The sequence below is a fragment of the Bacillus sp. FSL H8-0492 genome, assembly GCF_038006145.1.
Taxonomy (GTDB): Bacteria; Bacillota; Bacilli; order Bacillales; family Bacillaceae_G; genus Bacillus_A; species Bacillus_A mycoides.
Genome location: NZ_JBBOUP010000001.1, coordinates 3,776,411 through 3,802,253, shown reverse-complemented (window position 1 = coordinate 3,802,253; position 25,843 = coordinate 3,776,411). Strand labels below are relative to the sequence as shown.

Below are 25,843 nucleotides of genomic sequence, written 5' to 3'. Positions count from 1 at the left end.
GTGAGAAGGCGGGAAAATATAATATTTGTTTTGTTATTCCTGAATTGGAGTGGGTTAATAATCACTGGGTACTTAGTACATTTTCAAGGTATAGAGCCTTTTAAAAGGAGGTAATTATTATGAAAAGAGAGTGGAGGAGTTTTATTTCAGAGGAAAATATCATTAAATGGAGACGGCATTTCCATAAGTATCCGGAATTATCGTTTCATGAAAAAGAAACTTCGCAATTTATATATGAAACATTATGCTCATTTTCTTCTTTTGAAATAACGAGACCAACGCAGTACAGTGTGCTAGCAATTAAAAGAGGAAGGCAACAAGGGAAAGTAGTTGCGATTCGAGCTGATATAGATGCTTTACCAATCCAAGAGGAGACAAGGAAACCTTATACGTCTGTGCATAAAGGAATAATGCATGCATGCGGGCATGATGCTCACGCAGCTATTTTATTAAGTGCAGCAGAGACGATAGCAAATATGAAGGAAGATTTTGCAGGCGAAATCCGTCTGTTCTTTCAGCACGCAGAGGAAGTGTATCCCGGTGGTGGACAAGAAATGGTGGAGGCCGGTGTTATGGACGGCGTCGATTATGTAGTAGGTTTGCACGTTATGTCTGGATTAGAAAGTGGAAAGATAGGAATTGTATATGGCCCTATGATGGCAGCACCAGACGTATTTACAATTGAAATTTTAGGAAAGGGTGGTCACGCGGCACGACCAGAAGAAACGATAGATCCTATTGCTATCGGAGCACAAATTATTACAAATTTACAACATATCGTATCAAGAAATACAAGTGCTTTTATGCATAGAGTAGTGTCAGTTACACAATTTCATGGGGGGATGGCCGATAATATCATTCCTAGTGCAGCAGCTTTAATGGGAACTGTTCGATCTTTTAATCAAACATTAAGAGAGGAAGCAAAAGAGAAAATTGAGCAAATTGTAAAAGGAATTACAGAAGCACATGGGGGAGATTATACATATACGTATCGTTACGGATATGATCCAGTTGTTAATAATGAGTACATTACGAAAATAGTAGAAAAAAGTGCGATAAAATTGTTCGGAAATCAGCGTATTGTGCATCTTGAACCTTCTATGGGAGGAGAAGATTTTTCAGCGTATTTAAGAAAAGCACCTGGTTGTTTCATTAAATTAGGAACAGGGAATAAAAATATTGATACTTGTTATCCACATCATCATCCGAAATTTGATGTGGATGAATCGGCTTTAATTAATGGAGTGGAACTATTTTTAGAGACAACTATAAGACTACTAGAAACTGATAAAACATAAAAAAAGGCAACTGCACTCTATTGCAGTTGCTTTTATTTCTTCCGTCAGAGAGGGCTGAGAAAGAACTATGCTCATTTATAGTATATGAATAGCTAACGGACAAGCTTGTACATTTTAACTATTTTTTAAAAAATAGTTATTGACTTTGATAATCAATTTCAATTAATCTAATGGTATAATTGAAATTGATAATTATTATCAATGAAATAGATGAGGAACCTTAATGAGAAAAACATTTCACCTTTTACGAAGGGGATTAAAAAATAAAGATGTTGATAAGCATATTGAATGGCAACGAAATGTAATTCGTTCTGAATATGTAGATGAGAAGAGTACACTTCAAACAGAAAAAGAGATACAAGGTAAAAGGAGAGGTTCAGTTGAGTAAGTTAGTAATGATTTTTGCAAGTATGAGTGGAAATACAGAGGAAATGGCTGACCATATTGCGGGTGCGATTCGTGAAACAGAAAATGAGATTGAAGTAATTGATATTATGGATACACCAGAAGCTTCTATATTAGAGCAATATGACGGGATTATTTTAGGTGCTTATACTTGGGGAGATGGTGATCTTCCTGATGATTTTTTAGATTTTTATGATGCAATGGATTCTATTAACTTAACTGGTAAAAAAGCAGCTGCATTCGGTTCTTGTGATTCGGCTTATCCGAAATACGGGGTAGCGGTTGATATTTTAATAGAAAAGCTGCAGGAGCGCGGGGCAGCAGTTGTGTTAGAAGGATTGAAAGTAGAATTAACGCCAGAAGATGAAGATGTAGAAAAATGTTTACAGTTTGGAGCTGAATTCGTAAAACACCTTTCTTAATGGCAGAAGGGAGATGAAGAGCAATTGCATGAGAAAATCTCAATCAAAACGATGACAGATTACCATTTGTATGATTTTATGCGTTGTCCGCATAAATTTTATTTCCGTCATATAAAAAGAAGAGAACCTTCTTCATTTGAATGGCAACAAATAGCACAAATGATTGTGAATCAAATTATTAATGAATATTACACGCTACCTGCGGGCCAACAAACGAAAATTGTACTTTTAATATTAATAGAAAAGTATTGGAAAAAAGTAAGGATTAATATGTTTGCTTCAAAGGCGGAGTACTATATTGTTTTAGCAAAGCTAACTGATCACTTATTACAGTTTGTTGAAAGGGATGATAGTCAGGCACCGCCGTTATTTTTATATGAGAAGTTTCAAACATATATGGAAGAGTTAGGTGTCCACATGTCATTGACATTTGAAGTTGGTGAGTGGAGTGCTGAATCGTTTGTAATTAAAAAGTATGTTATCGATGCGGATGAGGAAATGCTTGCTCTTTGTCAGAAGCTAATGACAGTATTCAGTTATAAAGCTTTCGGTATTCTTCCAGGGAAAATTGAAGTTATTAATTTAATAGAAGGAACTAAGTATGAGTACATTCCAAAGCAGGAAGATATTATAACTGGAATGGATGATTTATTTAGAATGAAAGAAATGTTGCAACAACCTGAGCACTATACAGAGCGTCATTTTCGTTCTGAGTGTATGAGTTGTGCGTTTCGTAGTGAATGCCAAAGGGAAGAAGTAAAGAAAGAAGCGAAGCAGAAGAAAAATATAGTACATTAAAGGATGCAAATTTGCATTCTTTTTTGTTATTGACATGAAAAGCTTTTCATCATTTACCGTATATTTGTAGCAGATTAATAAAGGGAGGAATAATCAATGAAAGATGAAACGGCAGTATTTCAATGGTTAAAAGAACAGAATGCTCCTTTTGGAATTCAACTGCAAATTTTACAGGCATTTCAATTGTATAAAGTTATTGTTGAAATGGATAAAAAGTTAATGATGTATGAGGAGAGAGAGTATAGGGAGAGAATTTAATCTCGTCCCTGTAGTATTGCTTTAAGCTGTTCTTCATTCTTCTTTAATGTTATTTCGTTGTTTGTTTCAATGTTATAAATAAGGTTATGTAGTAAAGGGCTGTATTGATAAAAGGTAGTGATGCGGTGAATGAGTAATGGATCGCGGTGAGAAATAAGTGCACTGTATTGTTCATATACAGATGTAGTAAACTCACGACCGAAATCATAATATAGCCCAGCAAAATCAAAAGCGGGATCGCCAATTTGAGCATCTCCAAAATCGATAACACCTGAAATGTTTTTGTTCTGCGTATTAAATAAAATGTGATGATTTGTAAAGTCAGCATGAATGATTGTATTTTGAAAGGTAGATTTAGCTATATTGGCAAAGAAATTTTCGAATAAACGATTTAAGGCTGATTTCTGTAATGAAGTAAGACTGTTAGTAAGATATTGATTTAATTTTGTTTGTAGTTCTTTCCAGTAGGTAAGTGTTTTTTCGATAGGGAACCCTAGCGTTTCAGTACGTTTTAAAGGAATACTATGTAAAGCCGCAAGGAAAGTGGCTAATTGTGTAATGATTGCTTTCAATTCTTTTTTCTCTAGCTTTGCAACTAGTTCAGTTGTTAACGGTTCACCATGAATGAGAGGATAATAGCTACAAAATGGAACGGTATTACAATTATTCTTATACAATAAATGATACTTAGGAATCTCGATTTCTTGTAATAAATGAGAAAGAATTGTGCACAGTTCTTTTTCTAACGGAATTCGGTTTGCATATTCAAGTTTTCGCGGGAAACGAAATAGTAGTTCGTCATTTATAATAACCGTTATATTATCCCACCCTTCTTCATTTTGTATATATGAATGTATAGAAAGATCTGGTAGAGCTTCTTTTATATATTGTTTGTAAGAGTCCATAATTGTTCCTCGTTTCTAAGTTAAAGGTAGGTTATTCTACTTTATAATATCAGAATTTTCTTTCTAAATGTTGAAATATCACTATCATTAATGGAGGAGGGTGGGGTGCATTACGAAGAAAAGAATATTAATCATTTTTCTATGTATCGCTTTTGGATTGTTTTGGCCATATAAAGAGGAGGTTTTTGCCACCTTTAAACCGATAGATCGCTACGAGTTAAATAAGGAATTAAAGAACAAAAGTATAGAAACTTTAACTGATAAAGAAATGAAAATGATAGGAGAACACTTTGTGACAGCGCAACTATCAGTGTTTGAGTTTAATAATAAAGAAGATGTGAAACGAAAAGGTGAAGAAATATTTGTAAATAGAGGGTATGAACAGTTAATAGAAAATTATTACCCAAACCGTTTTCGGGATTTAGAGTATAAATTTACAAACGAAGAGATACGTGAAGAGACAGATGAGAGTTTTCGCTATCATGCTGTAGCGTACGTTACTGGTATTGAAAATGGCAAGAGAAGTGAAATGAAATTAAATTATGACATGAAAATTGTAAAGGTTAATAATTTATTCATGGTGTTAGAACAAAAACAATATGTACAATAAAAAACCCTCTAGAAGCAGAGGGACTTTAAAGATTTTCATTTTGTTGACCAAGTTCTTTTTGAGCAATGTATAAATTTCCTTGCTCAACTTGTTTCAGTGTATGAACAGAATCTCCTGCATATCCTTTTTCTGTTTTAACAGTTCTTTTTGAACGATTTGAATCTTGTTTCTTCATATAATAGACCACCCTTCCTTAAAAATAGACGAAAATGATGAGCACGAGTAATACAGCTGCGAAAATGGTAATGCCCATTAAAAAAGAAGTATTTTTATATTTAGGTGGCTTATGTACATCTTGCCGATATCCAGGTGAAATTTCAGGGGCGAATTCTTCATCGAATGATTGTTTCTTTTGTTTTTCGTCCATATGTATCCACCTTTCTTTTTCATTATGTTACACGTTACAAGAAAAAATATGCATGAAGAAAACAGCCGCTATATCATTAGCGGCTGCTTTGCGTTGTATATTTTCTTTGTACTTGAAAGAGACGGATAAGCAGGAAGATTGCTCCAAATGCTAGACCGATAATAAGACCAATCCAATAACCTTTTGCTGCCCAGTCAGTATAAGTTGCTAACATGTAGCCAAGAGGTAGACCTATTACCCAATAAGCTATTAATGTCATAATTAAGGCAACATTTACGTCTTTATAACCACGAAGTGCTCCTTGTACTGGAGTTGCAATCGCATCTGAAATTTGAAATAAAATCGCGAATATAAGAAATTCTTTAGCTAAATGATGGACATTTGCATTTGTCGTATAAATAGAAGCAATTTCATCATCAAAGAAATAAAGAAGGATTGAATATAAAAGAGCGAAAGCAAGGGCTAACCCAATTCCGATAAATCCATATTGTTTCGCATTATTGTATCGTTTTGCTCCAACTTCAAATCCAACGGCTATCGTCATTGCCATTGCTAAACTTAAAGGAGTCATATATAACAAGGAAGCAAAGTTCATAGCTGCTTGATGTGCTGCTATTGTTGTCGTACTAAAATTACTCATCATAAGTGTTACCGCAGCGAAAATACTCGTCTCAAAAAAGATAGCAAATCCGATAGGGACGCCAAGTTTCAGGAATTCCTTCCAGATTGTAAAGGAAGGGCGGTATAACTGTTTAAAGATATTGAAAGAAGCGAAAGGCTCTTTCGTACGAATAATAATAACCGTAATAATTAAAATACACCAATAGGTTGCTGCAGAAGCGATTGCCGCACCAACACCACCGAGTTTTGGAAAGCCAAAGTGACCAAAAATTAATAAGTAATTTAATACTACATTAATTGGTAATGATAGTAATGTAATAATCATCGTTGTTCGAGTTTTTCCTAATGCATCAATAAATCCACGTAAAACGGTGTAAGTAAATAAAGGGATAATTCCAATCGCGATAATAATTAAAAATTGTGCTGCAATACGTTCCACGGGTTCTTCTAATTGCATGCCATTTAAAATAGGTGAAACAGCGAAGAATCCGATAAGGATAACAACGAAACTAGCACAAATTGCTAAATATACTGCTTGTATGACAATGTGGGGAACGTCCTCCTTTTTCTTTGATCCAACGAGCTGTGCAACAATAGGAGTAGTAGCCATTAAAATTCCTGTTAAGCCGGTACTAACGGGAAGCCATATACTTGTTCCGATAGCAACACCCGCTAAATCAATAGGACTCGCATGTCCTGACATTGTCGTATCAAAAAAGCTCATCGCAAATAATGACATTTGCGTTACAAAAATCGGGAAAAAGAGTAATAAAAATTGCTTTAACTTTTGTGAGAATGAATTAGTTTCTTTCATAAAATCCCCTTTCAACGTAAAAAACAAACTCTTATTATCATACAATTTAATCAAAAAATAGAAAAGAAATAAGCGTATACAACAAATGAAATCAATAAAAAAAGGATGCACTTTGAAAAGGGATAAGGTATTATGATAAGGTGTGAAAAAATTACATATGCGTTATTAAGGAGGCACTAATTGTGGCTGATTGGTTAATTGGATTAATCATGGGTGCTGTTGAAGGTTTAACAGAGTTTCTACCAGTATCATCAACAGGACATATGATTTTAACAGGACACTTAATTGGATTTGAAGACGATAGAGCGAAAGTTTTCGAAGTTGTTATTCAGTTGGGATCGATTTTAGCAGTTGTTGTTATATTTTGGAAGCGTTTATGGTCATTGGTTGGAATAGGGAAAGTAACAGATGGGCCATCGTTAAATTTATTACATATTATTATCGGGATGATCCCTGCCGGAATTCTTGGTGTATTATTCCATAGTACAATTAAAGAAGTTTTATTCGGTCCAGGACCGGTTGTTATTAGCTTAGTAGTTGGTGGTATTTTAATGATTGTTGCTGAGAAGTTTTCAAAACCAAGTACAGCAAGAACGTTAGATGAAATTACATATAAGCAAGCATTTACAATTGGAATGTTCCAATGTTTAGCACTTTGGCCAGGATTTTCTCGTTCTGGATCAACAATAAGTGGTGGTTTATTAGCTCGCGTTTCGCATACAGCGGCAGCTGAATATACGTTCATTTTAGCGGTACCAATGATGGTAGCTGCAAGTGGCTTAGATTTAATTAAAAGCTGGGATATATTAAGCTCGGCTGATATAACGTTATTTGCAACTGGATTTATTACAGCATTCGTTGTTGCGTTGCTTGCAATCGTTTCATTCTTAAAATTATTAGCTCGTGTAAAACTAACACCGTTCGCTTACTATCGTTTCATTTTAGCTGCGGTATTCTATTTCTTCATTATGTAAGTATAAAATATCAGCAATACCCTATAGAATAGACACTTGAAAAAAAGTCTACACTGTAGGGTATTTTTTTATAGAGAGAGAAAAATGAAACTTTTACCTTCAATTACTTGTATTTCACCATGTGAAATATGCCATAATGATTTCGTTATAATAATTTTAAGGAAATCGATAGGGTATTTGAGAGGAGCAATTTAGTGAGTTTTGCAATAGAAATAGTAATTCCAGCACCAATTGATGTTGTATTTGATTATGTACACAATGACGAGAAAATACTAGAATGGAGTACCTTTATGGTAGAAAATAGGTATCCTTCAAATATAGATGTTGAAAACCCTCGTGAAGGTGACAAATATATATCTGTGCAAAAGATGGGGAAGAAAATATATGAATTTGAGGCGGAAATTTTAGAGTATGATGAACCGTATATCGTTTCAGTTGGATGTGAGATGAAGCAAGGTTATACAGCTGCAACTTATATGTTAGAAGAGGATGAAGAAGGTACATCGCTTACTTTAATCGTAGAATTTGAACCGAAGAATTTTTTATATAAGATTATGTACAAGTTGACTGGGTGGATGACACGTGGAATATACATGGGTGAAATGGAACGTTTAGCAGCGTGCGTAGATGCTGTATATTCTCAGAAAAAAGGATTATAATTTAGTAAAATAAAAAACCTGCCGAAATCGGCAGGTTTTTTATTTTACTACTTTCTCAATCATGCTTTCCATTACATGTTCCCAAAGAGAAGTATCATCAGCTAATGTAGCACGGAAATTAGCATACATTTCTTTTTGTTTCTCTTCGAATGTTGGATCTTCTTTTTCAGGTAATGTAGCGCGCATTGAAGTTACTAATTCTTGTACTTTTGGAGCGCGTGGTCCAAAGACGGCTTGTTCATTTCCGTCTTTCTCAATGAAAATAAAGATTGGAATCGCACGTGCTGTTCCGTTTGTTAAGTATTGATCCATTAACTCTAAGTTTTCATCGCGAATTAATAAACGCATATCAATATTTGCAACTTCAGAAATTCGTTTCATAACAGGTACACATAAAAGAGCGTCGCCGCACCAGTCAGCTGTTAATACGATAACGCGCCAGCCATCATTTTGACGTTCTTCTAAAACTGGAAGTAATTCATTTGGAATTAAAAAGTTATTGTAAATGTGTAGTAGCTCGTATTGGTTTACTTTCATTTCATTCACATATGTATCAAAGGACATGCCTTTATCAGCCCATTGTAGTAAGTTCATAAGTAACACCTCTTTAGTATGATTTATTTTTATTGTACCAATTTTTATATAGAAAAGCTTGTATTCTTACTCTTTCTTATCACTAAATAATTTATTTAGTGTGTAAAGGAATAGTGCGACACATAATTCAGCTATGTTGGACATTTGTACACTCTCTATCCAGTCATCGGCGGTATGTATGACAAACCAATCTAACGTAATTTCAATTATAGAGAGCAGAGCAATTGAGAGCCAATTGGGCATACTTGTCATCATTGGATGTAGGAGCACTTTAAAGAAAATGAATATAAAATATGTAATACCGTCTAATAAAAGAATGAGTAAAAAAAAGAGTAGTAGAGCTGTTCTTGATGAATATTCTATACCTGTAATATGAAAGATTCCCACATATACAAAAAATATAAATGCAAAGAATATAATGAGAATAAGAATAACAACACTAATAATAATAGTCTTATCTTTTAGACTGAGATTAGAAAGTTTGTCTTCTTCACTCATTGCCCCAACTCCTTTTTCTGGAAAATCAATTTCATTGTACCATGAAATATCTATTAAAAAACTACGAATTATGGGGAAATAAGGTGACAAAAAGTAAGATTTCGTGTAAAATTATTAATAAGGTTTTTATTTAACTAAATTAAATAAAAGGGGCTGTCAAAGTTGTCTCAAAATCGAGAACAATTAATGGAAGAACTATCGACAAATGTTTTTGCAATGTTTCGCACGTTGCGTAATGATATTGGAAAAATATTTGGTGGTTACATACCGTGGAATGAGTTCATTGTCCTTAGAATATTGAACCGTACGAATAAAGAAATGGTCTCACGTGTAGCTAATGAGTTAAATGTGTCGAATAGTCATATTACAGCTGTTACAGAAAAATTAATTAATAAAGGCTTTGTAACTCGTTCACGTTCTACATCAGATCGCCGAGTTGTATATTTAGAGATTACAGAACAAGGGAAAGAGTTAGTTGCGAAAATGGAAGGTGAGAAAAAGAAATATTTACAAGAAAGATTTTCCGCACTTTCAGAAGATGAAATGGATATAATGATATCTATTTCTAAAAAACTTATTTAAATAATTACAAATAAGAAAACGCTTACCTAATTAAAAAGAAGACCTTCCTCATATATGGAAGGTCTTCTTCTGTGTGTAATAGATGATAAAAAATAAAATGTGTATGAAAAAAGATAGAGCGCCATACTACTAATAAAGGAAGGAGGGAGAAATATGACGAATCGTAATGGTAGTCAAGGAAGTGGAAATCAAGGTTCACCAAAATCAGGGCAATTCCAGCAGGAGTTTAGTACTGAATTTGAAACGGGAAATGATAATAAGGGAAAAGAATATCGTTCGAAAAAAGGAAGTAAATCAAAAAAGGAGTGAAATGATTCACTCCTTTTTTGATTTAAGATGCTGCAGATTGATCCGTATTATATTTTTCTTCTGATTTTGCAACAATCATTGCACAAATTGCATCACCGGAAATATTTACAGCAGTTCTAGACATATCTAGAATGCGGTCAATACCGATAATTAAAGCAATGCCTTCTACTGGTAGATTTACTTGATTTAAAACCATCGTAAGCATTACTAGTCCAACACCTGGTACACCTGCAGTACCGATACTAGCTAGTACAGCAGTTAATACGACCATAGCTAATTGTGGTAATGTAAGTTCAACGCCGTATACTTGAGCGATAAATACAGTTGCTACCCCTTGCATAATAGCAGTACCATCCATATTAATCGTTGCACCTAGTGGTTGTACAAAAGAGCTTATCGCTTTTGGAACTCCAAGTTTTTCTTGGGCGGTTTTCATGGCAAATGGAAGGGACGCATTAGAGCTAGATGTACTAAACCCAATTGCCATTACCGGACTGAAATGTTTAAAGAAACGAATAATACTTTCTTTGGCTAGTACCTTTAATAAGCCGCCGTATACGAAGACACCGTGAATAATGAGTACCAACATAACGACAATCATATACTTGAACATCGCAGCGACGCCTGCAAGACCCATTTTACCAACGGACGAAGCGAGCAACCCGAATGTTCCGATTGGAGCTAATTTCATGACGAGATTAACAAGATACATCATTAATTCGTTGCCCTGTTCAAGTAATGAATGGACACCTTGAACTCGTTTTCCTAAAACAGCTAAACCGAGTCCGATCAATGCGGCAAAGGCAATAATTTGTAGCATGTTCCCATCAGCCATCGCTTTTGCTGGATTATCTGGCACAATATTCAGCAATGTATCAACGAAAGATGTTTCAGTTTTTGCACCTTCATACTTAAGCCCGTCTGTTTTAAAGTTACCGCCAGCTCCTGGTTTTATGATAAGTGCAAATGTAACTGCAATAGAGATAGCGACAGCTGTTGTTACGAGAAAGAATGAAATTGATTTTAAACCAATTCTTCCAAGTTGTTCCGGATCTCCAAGACCAGCAGCCCCAAGTACGATAGAAATGAACACAACAGGAACAACTAGCATTTTAATAAGGCGAATAAACAGTTGACCAAGTGGATTGAACGCATATTGATTCAATGGCTCAAAAATAGATGGAGCAGCTAAATTTAAAGTGAGTCCGACAACTAGACCGAGAAATAATGCAATTAAGATTGCCTTTGTTTAAATAAAAACCCCCCTTTTGTTTTTGTAAAATTGCTTTCTAAATTAATTATACCGAAAAAATACCTATTTTGACGATATTTTCTGGATATTCGGTATAAAATTGTCTGTTTCAATGTATATAGTCCAGTTTTGCTGAAATATGTGGAAAGAATACATTTATGTATTTGGAAAAAAAATAGACCATCACATGATGGCCTAGGGAAGCGGACAATTTATATCAATTTAATTAGGGATGGAAGCTATTCAAAGACACTGGGGAATGTCTTATAAATTAGGGAAGAACAGCTTCGATACATATACTATAAAAGATAGATGTGAACATAGAGTGAAAGAGAGAGGGAGTTTTAAGTAAGAAGAAAGAGAGAATAAAAAAATAAGACCATCACATATAGGATGGTCAAAGGAAGGGGACAATTTATGTCAATTTAATTAGGGATGGAAAGCTGTTCAAGACACTGGGGAATGTCTTATAAATTAGGGAGGAACAGCTCCGATACGTATACTATAAAAGGTAGATGTGATCCTCGTGTGAACATGGAGTGAAAGAGAGAGGGAGTTTCAAATAAAAGATAGAAAGAATAAAAAAATAAGACCATCACATATATGATGGTCAAGGGAAGGGGACAATTTATGTCAATTTAATTAGGGATGGAAGCTATTCAAAGACACTGGGGAATGTCTTATAAATTAGGGAGGAACAGCTTCGATACATATACTATAAAAGGTGGATGTGATCCTCGTGTGAACATGGAGTGAAAGAGAGAGGGAGTTTCAAATAAAAGATAGAAAGAATAAAAAAATAAGACCATCACATATAGGATGGTCAAGGAAGGGGACAATTTATGTCAATTTAATTAGGGATGGAAAGCTGTTCAAGACACTGGGGAATGTCTTATAAATTAGGGAGGAACAGCTCCGATACATATACTATAAAAGGTAGATGTGACCCTCGTGTGAACTTGGAGTGAAAGATATGGGAATTTGAAAAGGGATAAAATAGTTGTTGTAAGAGTTATAGTATAAGTGGAGATATAATAGAAAATATTCTTTTGTAAAACGATAGGAGTCTGAATATAAATAAAAGTTGAAATCTATGAAAAAAAGGATTATGCTCAACTATATTATGAGAATATAAGGTTTATCCCGCTACTTGTAGGCTCTTAAAGAGTCTTTATTTATGAGGGGATAAAAGCTTCACTTGATAAAGGGAGTTAGTGATATGGAAGTAGCAAAAAAACAAGGGTTGTATAATCGTTTTATACGATTGAATCCACCACAAATTTTAGCATTAGGCTTTTTTTGTTTAATTGTGGTCGGAGGATTGTTATTAAAGTTACCGTTTGCAACGAAAGTACATATTAGTTGGGTAGATGCTTTCTTTACAGCTACGTCGGCAGCGACTGTAACCGGTTTAGGTGTTGTAGATACTGCGAGTACGTTTACGATGTTTGGTGAAATTGTTATTATGTTTTTAATTCAAACGGGTGGTCTCGGTCTTATGACGATAGCCATTTTAATTGTTTGGGTATTAGGGAAAAAAATTGGTTTACGCCACCGATTATTAATTGGAGAAGCATTTAATCAAACAAATATTGGTGGTCTTGTGAAATTAGTAAAACGTGTTTTTATTTTTTCTATTTGTATTGAGCTAATTGGAGTTATCTTTTTATCGATTCGCTTTATTCCAGAGTTTGGTTTTGGAAAAGGTTTATACTATAGTATTTTTCACGTTATTGCGTCATATAATAATGCCGGCTTTGCGCTTTGGCCAGATAATTTAACAAGATACGTAGGAGATCCTATTATTAATATTGGGATTTGTTCTTTAATTGTAATAGGAGGGTTAGGGTTTACGGTATTAATTGATATATGGTATAGCCGTAGTTTCCGAAAATTATCACTGCACTCCAAAATCATGATTGTTGGAACGATAGCACTTAATGTTATTGCGATGCTTGTGATTTTTGTATTGGAATATAATAATGTGAAGACTTTGGGGCACTTATCTTTAAATGAAAAGTTATGGGCTTCGTTCTTCCAAGGAATTACACCTCGTACAGCCGGTTTTAACACGGTAGATTATGGGGGGATGGAAGAGTCATCGATACTATTTACGATGGTATTAATGTTTATTGGTGCGGGAAGTGTATCGACAGGCGGTGGAATTAAGTTAACGACATTCGTTATTTTAATTACATCAGTTCTTTCTTTCTTTAGAAAGAAAGAGGATTTTGTTTTGTTTCAGCGTACGATTAAAATGTCGACAGTAACGAGAGCGTTAGCAATTGTCGTTGCTAGTCAAATACTTATTTTTACAGCGGTATTTGTATTAATGCTTACAGAAGACTTCAGTTTTATTCAGTTATTATTTGAGACAATTTCAGCGTTTGGTACAGTAGGGTTAACAATGGGGATTACTGCGAAGCTATCAGCGTTTGGAAAATGTATTATTATGTTTGTTATGTTTTGTGGATTAATCGGACCGTTAACACTTGTGTTCTCTTTGGCACGACCAGCAAAACAAAAAATTAAATATCCATCAGAAGATGTATTTACAGGATAAGGTATCCCGCATAAAGCGAGATACCTTTTTCTTTTTAAAAAAGAGAGAACAATAAACCAATAAGCGCCACTCGGAATAAAATCGCAATGAGTGCAGCGATACCACCCACAATGGCAGCGGTACCGCCAGTTACAGTAGCCCCGCGATTATAAGCGTAAATACCAAGTAGAACAGACACAAGACCAAATAGTGTTGGGAATGTGAATAATGATAATATTGCTAAGGCAAGAGCAATGAAACCAGCAGTCGATCCAGCTGCAGACGATCTTACATCATCGTTATCTTTATCATCATAATCGATACGCTGTGGTGCAACTTCAGCTGCGTATTCTTCTTTATAATCACTATCTATTCGATCTCTTTTTTTATATTCATCAAATTTCTCAGTCAAAGTAAGGACTCCTTTCATAACAAGGTTCAATAGTAGTATGTTTCTCTTTACTGTTTTTATCCCGCTATTTGCGAGCAGTAAGACTCCCACCTCAAAATTTGGCTGGAGCCCTGCGGCTCGTGAACGCCCGATTGGTGTGGGCTAATAATCAGTGGGGGATGAACAAAGCCTCCACTGATTAAAGTTTCACTTTATCCGAACTTGTAAAGGGAGTAATATCCAATTGGAAAGTGGAAAATGTTTTTTCAAAATAGGAAAACTTAGTATGACTTCCTCTATTTTGGAAAGTATAAAAAAGAATAATGAGGAAAGGGTGTAGTACATAATGGAACATCCAATTGAAAATTTAATGAAAACAGCAATGACAAATTTAAAAGAGATGGTAGATGTAAATACGATTGTTGGAAGTCCAGTTTCAACAGCTGACGGAAATGTAGTATTAACAGTATCTCAAGTGGCTTTTGGTTTTGGAGCTGGTGGAAGTGACTTTAAAGGTGATTTTATTTCCGAAAAACATAACAGCGGACAAGGGCAGCATAAAGAGAACAAGCAAAGTCATCCATTCGGAGGCGGAAGCGGGGCTGGGGTTTCTATTAGCCCAGTTGCTTTTTTAGTAGTTGGTTCTAACGGTGTGCAAGTGTTGCATCTCAATAGTAGTACACATTTAATTGAAAAAGCGTTAAATACTGTGCCAAGCACTGTGGATAAATTTGTGAATGGTCGCCAAAAGTGAACTTGCATTTTTTAGGAATTATGATATATTAGAAAAAGTGCGCTTTAGGACGATCGGAATAATTGAACTGTAAATATATATGATGTGTGGAATAAGGGAGAGGAATTTATGATTAATATCAAAAACTTAGTAGTTGGCTTATGTATGTTAGTAAGCGGTTTTGTTGTATATGTAATAAAAGAAAAAGCTCCATTCTAAAACAGACAAACCGTTAATGTCTGTTTTTAATTTGTAAAAAATGTTGACAAGTTATTGTATTGGTGTTAAAATTTTAATTCGTGTCTCGGTTAAAGCTAGTGTAAAGTAAATAAATCTTATGAATATAATACGAAAAGTTTGCGAAAGATCGGGTAGTCTTACCAACAACTTTTGTGAACAAACCCTATAAATTGTATATGTAAGCTTTATATGTATACTAGTGAATCAAGGAGCGGTCAGTGGAACCGTAATGATGAGAGAGAGGTAGGGCTTTCATCCAGTATATGTTACTTTCCCGTTAGGTGAATATAAAAAAGAGGGCTCCTTTTGAAAAGGAGCCCTCTTTCTATAAATAAATTGAAACTATAATCAGTGGGACCATTCCATTCCCTTTACATGTTAGCTCACAAATAATGTGATAAAAATGATTAAGTGCGGTTTTCAACTTGCTGACAAATTTCATCTGTTGTTAAACCATGTGCTTTAATTACAGATCCTTTTATCGATGTATCTGCAATGCCCATCATATTAGAATCTTGCCCGGTTACAACGCAACAATCACACCCATGTGCATCATTTTCAGAGTTAAGTGAAACGACTTCATGTCCTTGTTGCTGAAGAGCTTGTTGAACATCTGTTAAAGAGTTCTCAACACCAATTCTAGCCATAATTTTCACCTCCTACCATCTAGTTGCTAGTATGCTCAAGTCCATAGCATATATTTATGAAAAGATGGTAGGAAGAGAATATTTGTTTAGTCGTTATATACACCAGTAAGCATTTGACTAACGAATTGATCATTTAATGTATCTTGTGCTGAACTGTTATTAGACTGAATATCGATTGAAGCTGTGTAGTTGTTATGTTTCCTACTATTTGGTTCTACTTCAACGTAATTATCGAATTTACAAAATCCTTTCGTATCCATTAGATCAAATAGTTGTAGCATTTCTACTACCTCTTGTCTCGTTCCTTTAATTTGTACACACGCCATTGTTATTTCCTCCTTCAATTTGACAAATTGTTTTTTAAAAATAGGATTATGATTACTAAATGAAAAATATGAATGTTATTTTTAGACAGCGTTATTTTTGTTATTTTCCCCCTTTTTCACCAAAAGTCGTTGTATATTCCCGGATTTATAAAATCGGACGTCCGTTTATTGAATACAATAGATTCGTATCAATTGGCGAAAACCCTTCTTTTAAACAAATATTTTTTTTAGTAGAATTTGACGAAAAAAATTTTTTGACTTTTTGTAAACGTTAACAATGTTATTAAATCAATATGAACAAAGATGTACGTACGATTAAAAATTAAAAATTTTCTAAAAATTCACTTGATTTATTTGAAAAGGAGAGTAGACTAGGAAACAATAAAAAACTCATAGAACATAGGGGGCGCTTTCAAGTGAACGAGCAGTGGATTTTCTTAAATGGAGAATTTGTTCCAAAAGACGAAGCAAAGGTTTCAGTATATGATCATGGCTATTTATATGGCGATGGAGTGTTCGAAGGAATTAGGGTATATAGCGGTAATGTTTTCCGTTTGAGAGAGCATCTTGTCCGGTTATATGAATCAGCGAAATCCATCATGTTAGAAATTCCATATACGTTAGAAGAAGCAACGAAAATCGTTGTTGAAACGATTCGACAAAACAAACTATCTAATGGATATATCCGCCTCGTTGTATCAAGAGGACCTGGGAACTTGGGATTAGATCCCGATTCTTGTACGAAACCAAATGTAGTAGTAATTGCAGAGCAATTATCTTTATTTCCACAAGAATATTATGAAAAAGGGATTCCGATTATAACAGTTGCAACGCGTCGCAATCGCCCGGATGTTTTATCGCCTCAAGTAAAATCTTTAAATTACTTAAATAATATTTTAGTTCGCATTGAGGCGAAATTAGCTGGAGTACAAGAAGCACTTATGTTAAATGACCAAGGATATGTAGCTGAAGGCTCTGGAGATAATGTATTTATTGTGAAGGGAAATAAATTAATTACACCACCAAGTTCTGCTGGAGCGTTAGAAGGTATTACACGAAACGCGATTTTAGAAATCGGCGAAAAACTTGGATATGACGTAAGAGAAGAATTATTTACAAGGCATGATGTATATGTAGCTGATGAAGTGTTTTTAACAGGAACAGCTGCTGAAGTAATTGCTGTTACGACAGTAGATGGAAGAACGATTGGTTTAGGTAGAACAGGGCCACATACGAATCGTTTATTAGAAGAATTCCGTAAATTAGTTGTAGAAGATGGAGAGAAAATTTACGAAGAAAATAAAGTTGGATAATAGCTCTTATGACATGATAAAGCGTTGATAGGGAGGAGTAGTTGACTGTGAAGCCTCACAGAGAGTCGGTGGTTGCTGGAAACCGATGGTTCACGTCGACGAACATCACCCTTGAGTGCTAAGCTGAAACGTTTGTTTAGGCTTAGACGGTAGCTCCGTTATTAGCTAGACTCATATCCCGAGTCACTGAGGCAAGAGTAATCTTGCAAAGAAGGGTGGTACCGCGAAATCTTTCGTCCCTTCAGCACATAGCTGGAGTGTGGACGTAGGATTTTTTTATTTTATAAATGTTTAAAAAAGGGGGCTTATAAGAAAAATGTCTTCAAAAACGGAAGAGAAACTGGCAACTGGTGCACAGCTATTGTTAGAAGCGCTAGAAAAGGAAGGAGTAGAGGTGATTTTTGGTTATCCAGGTGGTGCGGTTTTACCTCTATATGATGCGCTTTATGATTGTGAAATTCCGCATATTTTAACGAGGCATGAGCAAGGTGCAATTCATGCTGCTGAAGGATATGCAAGAATTACAGGCAATCCAGGAGTGGTAATTGCAACAAGTGGACCGGGTGCTACAAATGTTATTACTGGTCTAGCTGACGCGATGATTGATTCATTGCCACTTGTTGTATTTACAGGGCAAGTAGCAACAACGTTAATCGGGAGTGATGCTTTCCAAGAAGCTGATATTATGGGGCTTACGATGCCGGTGACAAAACATAATTATCAAGTACGAAAAGCATCGGATTTACCCCGAATTATTAAAGAAGCATTTCATATCGCTAGAACAGGAAGACCAGGCCCAGTCGTAATTGACCTTCCGAAAGATATGGTAGTAGAGAAAGGTGAGCGATGTAGTGATGTTCAAATGGATTTACCAGGATACCAGCCTAATTACGAACCGAATCTACTACAAATAAACAAATTATTACAAGCGATTGCGACTTCAAAAAAACCGTTAATTTTAGCTGGAGCAGGTGTATTGCATGCGAAGGCATCGAAAGAATTAACAAGCTTTGCTCGTAAATATGAAATTCCTGTTGTTCATACTTTACTTGGTCTTGGTGGTTTTCCGCCAGATGATAAATTATTTCTTGGGATGGGAGGAATGCACGGTTCTTACACGGCTAATATGGCGTTATATGAATGTGATCTACTTATAAATATAGGAGCAAGATTTGACGATCGTCTTACTGGAAATTTAGCTTATTTTGCTAAAGAAGCGATTGTCGCACATATAGATATTGATCCAGCAGAAATCGGAAAAAATGTGCCGACTGAAATTCCAATTGTTGCGAGTGCGAAGCAAGCATTAGAAGCTCTACTCAACTTTAAGGAAGGGGAAGTAAATCACAATGATTGGCTCTCATTATTGAATAGTAGAAAAGAAAAATACCCTCTTTCTTACAAAGAGCATTCGGAATGTATTAAGCCTCAATATGCAATTGATATGCTATACGAAATTACGAAAGGGGAAGCGATTGTAACGACAGATGTTGGGCAACATCAAATGTGGGCAGCTCAATATTATCCGCTGAAAAATCCAGATAAATGGGTAACTTCTGGAGGCTTAGGAACAATGGGCTTCGGATTTCCAGCAGCAATAGGTGCACAAATCGCAAAGCCTGAAGAACTAGTTATTGCAATTGTTGGTGATGCGGGATTTCAAATGACCCTGCAAGAACTAAGTGTATTAAAAGAGCATTCTTTACCAGTTAAAGTGTTTATTTTAAATAATGAAGCTTTAGGAATGGTAAGACAATGGCAAGAGGAATTTTATAATGGGCGATATTCGCACTCCTTACTTTCATGCCAACCAGATTTTGTTGCGCTTGCCAATGCTTATGGCATAAAAGGTGTTCGTATTGAAGACCCACTTCTTGCAAAGCAACAATTACAGTATGCAATTGAGTTAAGAGAGCCTGTTGTAATTGATTGCCGCGTACTTCAATCCGAAAAGGTAATGCCGATGGTTGCCCCAGGAAAAGGCGTTCATCAAATGGAGGGAGTGGAGAAAAGGTGAAGAGAATTGTAACAGCGACAGTTCGAAATCAAAGCGGTGTGTTAAATCGAATTACAGGTGTTATGACACGTAGACATTTTAATATTGAAAGTATTTCAGTAGGTCATACGGAATCATCGGATATTTCGAGAATGACGATTGTTGTACACGTTGAAAATGAACAGCAAGTTGAGCAGTTAATTAAACAACTTCATAAGCAAATTGATGTACTGAAAGTATCAGATATTACAGAAGAAGCGATGATCGCTAGAGAACTTGCACTTATTAAAGTAGCAACGTCTGTAGCAAGAGCAGAATTATATAGTTTAATTGAACCGTTCCGAGCCGCTGTAATAGACGTTGGGAAGGATTCCATAGTGGTGCAAGTAACAGGTACCCAGGAGAAAGTAGAAGCGTTAATTGAATTACTTCGTCCATATGGTTTGAAAGAAATTGCTAGAACAGGTGTAACAGCATTTACACGTAGTATGAAAAAACAAGATAAACAAGTTATGTTAATTCAATAATTATTTAAAAAATAGGGGGAAATGAAAATGGCGAAAGTTTATTATGAAAAAGACGTAACGGTAAATGTATTAAAGGAAAAGAAAGTAGCAATCATCGGATATGGATCGCAAGGCCATGCGCATGCGCAAAACTTACGTGATAACGGATTTGATGTGGTAGTAGGACTGAGGAAAGGGAAGTCATGGGATAAGGCGAAAGAAGACGGTTTTTCTGTATATACAGTAGCGGAAGCGGCAGAAAAAGCAGATGTAGTAATGATTCTACTACCTGATGAATTACAGCCGGAAGTATATGAAGCTGAAATTGCACCAAACTTACAAGGCGGTAATTCTCTCGTTTTCGCGCATGGATTTAATGTTCACTTTGATCAAGTAAAACCGCCAGCTAATGTAGATGTATTTCTAGTAGCACCGAAAGGTCCAGGACATCTAGTACGTCGTACGTTTGCGGAAGGGGGAGCTGTTCCTGCATTATTTGCAGTATATCAAGATGCAACAGGAGTTGCGACTGAAAAGGCACTTTCATATGCAGATGGAATTGGGGCGACGAGAGCAGGTGTATTAGAAACAACGTTTAAAGAAGAAACAGAAACAGATTTATTTGGAGAGCAAGCTGTACTTTGCGGCGGAGTGACTGCGCTAGTGAAAGCTGGGTTTGAAACGTTAGTTGATGCTGGTTATCAACCGGAAGTTGCATATTTTGAATGTTTACATGAACTAAAACTAATCGTTGACCTTATGTATGAAGGCGGACTTGAAAATATGAGATATTCAGTTTCAGATACAGCGCAGTGGGGCGACTTCGTATCAGGACCACGCGTTGTAACGGAAGATACGAAGAAAGCGATGGGTGCAGTGCTAGCAGAAATTCAAGATGGTACATTTGCAAGAGGCTGGATTGCAGAGCATAAAGCAGGAAAACCAAATTTCCATGCGACAAATGAAAAAGAAAATGAACATGAAATCGAAGTAGTTGGACGTAAATTACGTGAAATGATGCCGTTTGTACAGCCGCGAGTAAAGGCAGGGATCAAATAATATGAAGCAAATTTTGTTCATGGATACGACGCTACGTGATGGCGAACAATCACCAGGAGTTAATTTAAATGAACAAGAGAAATTACAGATTGCGAGGCAACTAGAGAGACTTGGTATTAATGTAATGGAAGCTGGATTCGCAGCAGCTTCTGAAGGTGATTTTCAATCGGTAAAACGTATCGCAAATACCATTCAAAATGCTACGGTTATGAGTTTAGCTAGAGCGAAAGAAAGTGATATTCGAAGAGCCTATGAAGCTGTGAAAGGCGCTGTCTCTCCTCGTTTACACGTATTTTTAGCTACGAGTGACATTCATATGAAATATAAGCTTTGTATGTCAAAAGAAGATGTATTAGATAGCATACATCGCTCGGTTACGCTTGGGAAATCACTATTTCCAACAGTTCAATTTTCAGCAGAAGATGCAACAAGAACATCGAGAGCATTTTTAGCGGAAGCAGTAGAAGTCGCGATTCGCGCAGGAGCGAATGTAATCAATATTCCTGATACAGTTGGATATACGAATCCAGAAGAATATTATTCTCTTTTTAAATACTTACAAGAATCCGTTCCGTCGTATGAAAAAGCAATTTTCTCTTGTCATTGTCACGATGATCTTGGGATGGCAGTAGCGAATTCGTTAGCTGCGGTTGAAGGCGGAGCGTTACAAGTAGAAGGAACGATTAATGGAATTGGAGAAAGAGCGGGGAATGCGGCGCTAGAAGAAGTCGCGGTTGCTCTCCATATTAGAAAAGATTTCTATGAAGCAGAATCCTCTATGACATTAAAAGAAATTAAAGCGACGAGTACGTTAGTAAGTCGGTTAACGGGTATGGTTGTACCGAAAAATAAGGCGATTGTTGGAGCAAATGCTTTTGCTCACGAATCAGGTATTCATCAAGACGGTGTATTAAAAGAAGTAACGACGTATGAAATTATTGAACCATCACTGATTGGAGAGTCACAAAATTTATTTGTATTAGGAAAGCATTCCGGGCGCCATGCGTTTACTGAAAAAATGAAAGAACTTGGTTATGAGTTTACAAAAGAAGAACGAGATGTGGTGTTTGAAGCATTTAAAAACTTGGCTGACCGTAAAAAAGAAATTACAGAAGAAGATTTACGTGCGCTTATGCTTGGTGAAGCAGCATTTGCGGCCCAGCAATATAGCATTACTCAATTGCAAGTACATTTCGTATCAAATAGTACACAGTGTGCAACGGTTGTACTAAAAGATGAGGAAGGAAATATGTACGAAGATGCAGCAACTGGTTCTGGAAGTATTGAAGCGATCTATAATGCAATTCAAAGAATTTTAGGATTAGAATGTGACTTAGCGGATTATCGCATACAATCTATAACGCAAGGTCAAGATGCACTTGCACATGTTCATGTTGAATTAAAAGAAGGAACTCATCAAGTATCAGGTTTTGGTGTTGCGCAAGACGTATTAGAAGCATCGGCGAGAGCGTATGTTCATGCGGCCGGAAAATTAAAATCTTTTATTACTCTTGTGAAGTAACTGTTTGATAAGTGAGGGGATCGTCCCTTACTTACCAAAATATATTTCTGAAAATTCAGATAAAAAGGGGTGTTTTAATTGGAAAAACGTATTGTTTGTTTAGCGGGTGATGGTGTTGGTCCGGAAATTATGGAAAGCGCGAAGGAAGTATTGCATATGGTAGAGAGGCTATATGGACATCACTTTCATTTACAAGATGAGTACTTTGGCGGAGCGGCTATCGATTTAAATGGGCAACCATTACCACAGCGAACACTTGCCGCTTGTTTAGCGAGTGATGCGGTTTTACTTGGAGCGGTTGGTGGACCGCGGTGGGATGATGCGAAAGAAAGGCCAGAGAAAGGATTATTAGCTTTAAGAAAAGGACTTGGTGTATTTGCGAACGTTCGTCCTGTAACAGTAGAAAGCGCAACTGCACATTTATCGCCATTAAAAAACGCAGATGAAATTGACTTCGTTGTCGTTCGTGAACTAACAGGCGGTATTTATTTCTCTTATCCGAAAGAAAGAACGGAAGAATCGGCAACTGATACACTTACGTACCATCGTCATGAAATTGAACGTATCGTGTCGTATGCTTTTCAATTAGCGAGTAAGAGAGAGAAAAAAGTAACCTCTATTGATAAAGCGAATGTTTTAGAATCTAGTAAATTGTGGAGAGCTGTTACGGAAGAAGTAGCTCTTCGTTATCCTAATGTTGAATTAGAGCACATTTTAGTAGATGCAGCTGCTATGGAGTTAATTCGAAACCCAAGGAGATTTGACGTTATCGTAACAGAAAATTTATTTGGTGATATTTTGAGCGACGAGGCTTCTGTATTAGCAGGGTCATTAGGAATGCTTCCATCAGCGAGCCATGCGGAAAACGGGCCGTCTTTATATGAGCCTATTCACGGGTCAGCGCCAGATATTGCAGGTAAAAATAAAGCGAATCCAATTGCGATGATGCGTTCAGTAGCGATGATGCTTGGGCAATCATTTGGATTAACGAGAGAAGGGTATGCGATTGAAGAGGCAATTTCTGCAGTTCTTCAATCTGGGAAATGTACAGCTGATATTGGGGGGAATGAGACGACAACTTCATTTACGAGGGCAGTTATTCAAGAAATGGAAGAGCAGGCACTAGTAGGGAGAAGAAGATAATGGGGAAAAGGTTACTAGATAAGCTTTGGGAAAGACATGTAGTTGTAACGAATGAAAATGGATTGGATTTATTATATATCGATCTTCATCTCGTTCATGAAGTAACGTCACCGCAAGCCTTTGAAGGCTTGCGGCTTGCAAATCGAACTGTTCGGAGACCGGAATTAACGTTTGCAACGATGGATCATAATATTCCAACGAAAGATGTTTGGAATATTACCGATCGCATTGCGAAGCAGCAATTGGATACACTTCGTGACAATTGTAAACAATTTAAGGTGCGATTAGCCGATATTGGTGATGAAGAGCAAGGAATCGTTCACGTTATAGGACCAGAACTTGGGCTCACACAACCGGGGAAAACGATTGTATGCGGTGATAGCCATACAGCAACCCACGGTGCTTTCGGTGCTTTAGCGTTTGGTATTGGTACGAGTGAAGTAGAACATGTATTAGCAACTCAAACGTTGTGGCAACGAAAACCGAAAGCGATGGGGATTGAATTAAAAGGAAAGTTACCGAAAGGCGTTTATGCAAAGGATATTATTTTGCATCTTCTCTCAAAGTACGGTGTAGCGGTTGGAACGGGGCATGTAATGGAATTCTACGGAGAGACGATTCGTGATATGGGTATGGAAGAGAGAATGACACTTTGCAATATGGCAATTGAAGGGGGAGCGAAGGCGGGCATCATTGCACCAGATGAGAAAACATTTTCTTATGTAAAAGGGCGTGAATATGCACCGAAAGACTATGAAACGTTTACGGGAAAATGGTCGGAGCTTTATACAGATTCAGATGCAATTTATGATTTACATATTTCGGTAGATGTTACGGATTTAGCACCGTATGTCACTTGGGGAACAAATCCTAGTATGGGTGTTCCTATTGATGAAAAATTACCAGAGAAGCATAACGAAAATGATGAAAGAGCATTTTCATATATGGGATTGAGCCCTGGGCAAAGTACGTTTGAAATTCCTGTTAAGCATGTCTTCATTGGTTCTTGTACAAATTCACGTTTATCTGACTTAGAAATTGCTGCATCTGTTGTAAAAGGGAAAAAGGTAAAAGAAGGTGTGCGAGCACTCGTTGTACCAGGATCAAAAAGTGTGAGAGAGCGGGCGATGCAAAAAGGCTTACATCGCATATTTGAAGAAGCGGGATTTGAATGGAGAGAGCCTGGATGTTCAATGTGTCTTGGGATGAATCCAGATCAAGTACCTGAAGGAGAACATTGTGCTTCTACTTCAAATCGTAATTTTGAAGGAAGGCAAGGGAAAGGAGCACGAACACATTTAGTAAGTCCAGCTATGGCTGCAGCAGCTGCGTTATATGGTCATTTTGTTGATATTAGAAAGGAGAGTTACGATGGAACCATTTCATATTCATAAAGGTACTGCCGCAGTACTTATGAATGATAATATTGATACAGATCAAATTATTCCGAAGCAATATTTGAAGAGAATTGAAAGGACGGGATTTGGAAAATATTTATTTGATGAGTGGCGTTACGATAATGAGCGCCATGAAAATCCTAATTTCCCCCTTAATGCACAAGAACGAAAAGGAGCAAGTATATTAATTACAGGTGATAATTTTGGATGTGGTTCTTCAAGAGAACATGCTCCGTGGGCGCTTGCGGATTATGGTTTCCGCGTTATTATCGCCGGAGGATTTGCAGATATTTTTTATATGAATTGTATGAAGAATGGTATGTTACCGATTGTAATGGATAAAGAGATGCGTGAACAACTTGCCAAAACGAATGCGAGAGATCAAATGGAAGTTGATTTAGAGAATGAAGTAATTATTACGAATACGCACAGGTTTCATTTTACAATCGAGAAAATGTGGAAAGAAAAATTATTAAATGGTCTAGATGAAATCAGCATTACAATGCAATATGAACAAGAAATTGAAGAGTATGAAAGAAAAGTAGCTTCACACTAACTAAAAGTAGAATATTCGAAATGTATTTACATTCAGAATTAACTGTTATATAATATGTAAAAAAATCAGAGGAGAAAGGGAGTAAGTATTATGAATATCGTGCAAT

General features: G+C 36.3%; 32 protein-coding genes and 1 other annotated feature. Of the genes, 22 read left to right on the top strand and 10 right to left on the bottom strand.

Features of this window, described 5'->3' with window-relative positions:
• Positions 1-119: 119 nt before the first annotated feature.
• From MHH66_RS19525 to MHH66_RS19505, 5 genes are all read left to right on the top strand, one after another.
• On the top strand, positions 120-1,298 hold the full coding sequence (locus tag MHH66_RS19525; protein ID WP_078184162.1) for an amidohydrolase: 1,179 nt from the start codon (positions 120-122) through the stop codon (positions 1,296-1,298).
• Between the two features lie 223 nt (positions 1,299-1,521).
• Entirely contained in the window at positions 1,522-1,686 is a 165-nt protein-coding gene (locus tag MHH66_RS19520; protein WP_002011628.1) for a hypothetical protein, read from the top strand.
• Positions 1,679-2,125, top strand: a complete 447-nt coding sequence (locus MHH66_RS19515; protein ID WP_002086759.1) for a flavodoxin — start codon at positions 1,679-1,681, stop codon at positions 2,123-2,125. Before MHH66_RS19520 ends, MHH66_RS19515 begins: the two co-directional genes overlap by 8 nt.
• A 24-nt stretch (positions 2,126-2,149) precedes the next feature.
• Entirely contained in the window at positions 2,150-2,923 is a 774-nt protein-coding gene (locus MHH66_RS19510) for a hypothetical protein (RefSeq protein ID WP_012260605.1), read from the top strand.
• A gap of 96 nt (positions 2,924-3,019) precedes the next feature.
• Positions 3,020-3,181: a hypothetical protein gene (locus tag MHH66_RS19505; RefSeq protein ID WP_002126244.1), complete on the top strand. Its 162-nt coding sequence runs from the start codon at positions 3,020-3,022 to the stop codon at positions 3,179-3,181.
• On the opposite strand, the gene MHH66_RS19500 is transcribed toward MHH66_RS19505, so the two are convergent.
• Positions 3,178-4,086: an aminoglycoside phosphotransferase family protein gene (locus MHH66_RS19500; RefSeq protein ID WP_078184163.1), complete on the bottom strand. Its 909-nt coding sequence runs from the start codon at positions 4,084-4,086 to the stop codon at positions 3,178-3,180. The two genes, MHH66_RS19505 and MHH66_RS19500, sit on opposite strands and share 4 nt — an antisense overlap.
• Positions 4,087-4,186: 100 nt before the next feature.
• Here MHH66_RS19500 and MHH66_RS19495 point away from each other — a divergent pair, with 100 nt between their 5' ends.
• Positions 4,187-4,696, top strand: a complete 510-nt coding sequence (locus MHH66_RS19495) for a hypothetical protein (protein ID WP_063219068.1) — start codon at positions 4,187-4,189, stop codon at positions 4,694-4,696.
• A 25-nt stretch (positions 4,697-4,721) separates the two neighbouring features.
• Here MHH66_RS19495 and MHH66_RS19490 read toward each other — a convergent pair whose 3' ends face one another.
• The 3 genes from MHH66_RS19490 to MHH66_RS19480 form a co-directional block, all read right to left on the bottom strand.
• Positions 4,722-4,871, bottom strand: coding sequence for a hypothetical protein (locus MHH66_RS19490; RefSeq protein ID WP_000743737.1), 150 nt, complete (start codon positions 4,869-4,871; stop codon positions 4,722-4,724).
• Positions 4,872-4,889: 18 nt separating this feature from the next.
• Complete coding sequence (locus MHH66_RS19485; protein ID WP_000343684.1) at positions 4,890-5,063, bottom strand: hypothetical protein; 174 nt, start codon at positions 5,061-5,063, stop codon at positions 4,890-4,892.
• Between the two features lie 76 nt (positions 5,064-5,139).
• Positions 5,140-6,498: an MATE family efflux transporter gene (locus MHH66_RS19480; RefSeq protein ID WP_002126252.1), complete on the bottom strand. Its 1,359-nt coding sequence runs from the start codon at positions 6,496-6,498 to the stop codon at positions 5,140-5,142.
• A gap of 182 nt (positions 6,499-6,680) precedes the next feature.
• Between MHH66_RS19480 and uppP the strand changes: the two genes are divergently transcribed.
• Positions 6,681-7,472 carry a bacitracin resistance undecaprenyl-diphosphatase gene (uppP, locus tag MHH66_RS19475; RefSeq protein WP_002011643.1) on the top strand — a complete coding sequence of 264 codons (792 nt, stop codon included), beginning with the start codon at positions 6,681-6,683 and terminating at the stop codon, positions 7,470-7,472.
• Positions 7,473-7,666: 194 nt separating this feature from the next.
• Positions 7,667-8,131 (top strand): SRPBCC family protein, encoded by a 465-nt coding sequence (locus MHH66_RS19470; RefSeq protein WP_002126258.1) that lies wholly within the window; start codon positions 7,667-7,669, stop codon positions 8,129-8,131.
• A gap of 39 nt (positions 8,132-8,170) precedes the next feature.
• On the opposite strand, the gene MHH66_RS19465 is transcribed toward MHH66_RS19470, so the two are convergent.
• Both MHH66_RS19465 and MHH66_RS19460 read right to left on the bottom strand, forming a co-directional pair.
• On the bottom strand, positions 8,171-8,758 hold the full coding sequence (locus MHH66_RS19465; protein ID WP_078184164.1) for a thioredoxin family protein: 588 nt from the start codon (positions 8,756-8,758) through the stop codon (positions 8,171-8,173).
• Positions 8,759-8,791: 33 nt separating this feature from the next.
• On the bottom strand, positions 8,792-9,223 hold the full coding sequence (locus tag MHH66_RS19460; RefSeq protein WP_002086749.1) for a regulatory YrvL family protein: 432 nt from the start codon (positions 9,221-9,223) through the stop codon (positions 8,792-8,794).
• A 162-nt stretch (positions 9,224-9,385) separates the two neighbouring features.
• Here MHH66_RS19460 and MHH66_RS19455 point away from each other — a divergent pair, with 162 nt between their 5' ends.
• Positions 9,386-9,805: a MarR family winged helix-turn-helix transcriptional regulator gene (locus MHH66_RS19455; protein ID WP_002064429.1), complete on the top strand. Its 420-nt coding sequence runs from the start codon at positions 9,386-9,388 to the stop codon at positions 9,803-9,805.
• Positions 9,806-9,958: 153 nt separating this feature from the next.
• The gene (locus MHH66_RS19450; protein WP_002011733.1) at positions 9,959-10,114 is read left to right on the top strand and encodes a hypothetical protein; all 156 of its coding nucleotides are present in this window, start codon (positions 9,959-9,961) and stop codon (positions 10,112-10,114) included.
• A 22-nt stretch (positions 10,115-10,136) separates the two neighbouring features.
• Here the strand turns inward: MHH66_RS19450 and MHH66_RS19445 are convergent, their stop codons facing one another.
• A complete protein-coding gene (locus MHH66_RS19445) occupies positions 10,137-11,354 on the bottom strand; it encodes a dicarboxylate/amino acid:cation symporter (RefSeq protein WP_078184165.1) in 1,218 nt (405 codons plus the stop codon).
• Positions 11,355-12,585: 1,231 nt separating this feature from the next.
• Between MHH66_RS19445 and MHH66_RS19440 the strand changes: the two genes are divergently transcribed.
• Positions 12,586-13,929, top strand: a complete 1,344-nt coding sequence (locus MHH66_RS19440) for a TrkH family potassium uptake protein (protein ID WP_002168825.1) — start codon at positions 12,586-12,588, stop codon at positions 13,927-13,929.
• A gap of 34 nt (positions 13,930-13,963) precedes the next feature.
• On the opposite strand, the gene MHH66_RS19435 is transcribed toward MHH66_RS19440, so the two are convergent.
• The gene (locus MHH66_RS19435) at positions 13,964-14,338 is read right to left on the bottom strand and encodes a hypothetical protein (RefSeq protein WP_002011728.1); all 375 of its coding nucleotides are present in this window, start codon (positions 14,336-14,338) and stop codon (positions 13,964-13,966) included.
• A gap of 307 nt (positions 14,339-14,645) precedes the next feature.
• On the opposite strand from MHH66_RS19435, the gene ytfJ reads away from it, so the two are divergent.
• Together ytfJ and MHH66_RS19425 are read left to right on the top strand one after the other, a co-directional pair.
• A complete protein-coding gene (ytfJ, locus tag MHH66_RS19430) occupies positions 14,646-15,053 on the top strand; it encodes a GerW family sporulation protein (RefSeq protein ID WP_002168824.1) in 408 nt (135 codons plus the stop codon).
• A 108-nt stretch (positions 15,054-15,161) separates the two neighbouring features.
• On the top strand, positions 15,162-15,251 hold the full coding sequence (locus MHH66_RS19425; RefSeq protein WP_000608225.1) for a hypothetical protein: 90 nt from the start codon (positions 15,162-15,164) through the stop codon (positions 15,249-15,251).
• A gap of 428 nt (positions 15,252-15,679) precedes the next feature.
• Here the strand turns inward: MHH66_RS19425 and MHH66_RS19420 are convergent, their stop codons facing one another.
• Together MHH66_RS19420 and MHH66_RS19415 are read right to left on the bottom strand one after the other, a co-directional pair.
• Entirely contained in the window at positions 15,680-15,919 is a 240-nt protein-coding gene (locus MHH66_RS19420; RefSeq protein ID WP_002011725.1) for a YkuS family protein, read from the bottom strand.
• An 86-nt stretch (positions 15,920-16,005) separates the two neighbouring features.
• Positions 16,006-16,245 (bottom strand): DUF3911 family protein, encoded by a 240-nt coding sequence (locus MHH66_RS19415; protein ID WP_002011724.1) that lies wholly within the window; start codon positions 16,243-16,245, stop codon positions 16,006-16,008.
• Between the two features lie 59 nt (positions 16,246-16,304).
• Between MHH66_RS19415 and MHH66_RS19410 the strand changes: the two genes are divergently transcribed.
• From MHH66_RS19410 to leuD, 9 genes are all read left to right on the top strand, one after another.
• Positions 16,305-16,520, top strand: coding sequence for a hypothetical protein (locus tag MHH66_RS19410; RefSeq protein WP_078184166.1), 216 nt, complete (start codon positions 16,305-16,307; stop codon positions 16,518-16,520).
• A gap of 141 nt (positions 16,521-16,661) precedes the next feature.
• Positions 16,662-17,558, top strand: a complete 897-nt coding sequence (gene ilvE, locus MHH66_RS19405) for a branched-chain-amino-acid transaminase (RefSeq protein WP_002011723.1) — start codon at positions 16,662-16,664, stop codon at positions 17,556-17,558.
• 15 nt (positions 17,559-17,573) lie between these two features.
• Positions 17,574-17,802, top strand: a binding site (T-box leader).
• A 72-nt stretch (positions 17,803-17,874) separates the two neighbouring features.
• A complete protein-coding gene (gene ilvB / locus MHH66_RS19400; RefSeq protein WP_002168823.1) occupies positions 17,875-19,575 on the top strand; it encodes an acetolactate synthase large subunit in 1,701 nt (566 codons plus the stop codon).
• On the top strand, positions 19,572-20,081 hold the full coding sequence (gene ilvN / locus MHH66_RS19395) for an acetolactate synthase small subunit (protein ID WP_000822948.1): 510 nt from the start codon (positions 19,572-19,574) through the stop codon (positions 20,079-20,081). The genes ilvB and ilvN overlap by 4 nt, the downstream gene beginning before the upstream one ends.
• Positions 20,082-20,102: 21 nt before the next feature.
• The gene (ilvC, locus tag MHH66_RS19390) at positions 20,103-21,119 is read left to right on the top strand and encodes a ketol-acid reductoisomerase (RefSeq protein WP_078184167.1); all 1,017 of its coding nucleotides are present in this window, start codon (positions 20,103-20,105) and stop codon (positions 21,117-21,119) included.
• Position 21,120: 1 nt separating this feature from the next.
• A complete protein-coding gene (gene leuA / locus MHH66_RS19385) occupies positions 21,121-22,641 on the top strand; it encodes a 2-isopropylmalate synthase (RefSeq protein WP_002064438.1) in 1,521 nt (506 codons plus the stop codon).
• 78 nt (positions 22,642-22,719) lie between these two features.
• Positions 22,720-23,784, top strand: coding sequence for a 3-isopropylmalate dehydrogenase (leuB, locus tag MHH66_RS19380; protein WP_078184168.1), 1,065 nt, complete (start codon positions 22,720-22,722; stop codon positions 23,782-23,784).
• On the top strand, positions 23,784-25,178 hold the full coding sequence (gene leuC / locus MHH66_RS19375) for a 3-isopropylmalate dehydratase large subunit (protein WP_002011716.1): 1,395 nt from the start codon (positions 23,784-23,786) through the stop codon (positions 25,176-25,178). Before leuB ends, leuC begins: the two co-directional genes overlap by 1 nt.
• Positions 25,156-25,737, top strand: a complete 582-nt coding sequence (leuD, locus tag MHH66_RS19370) for a 3-isopropylmalate dehydratase small subunit (RefSeq protein WP_002126281.1) — start codon at positions 25,156-25,158, stop codon at positions 25,735-25,737. The genes leuC and leuD overlap by 23 nt, the downstream gene beginning before the upstream one ends.
• The last annotated feature ends 106 nt before the right edge of the window (positions 25,738-25,843 follow it).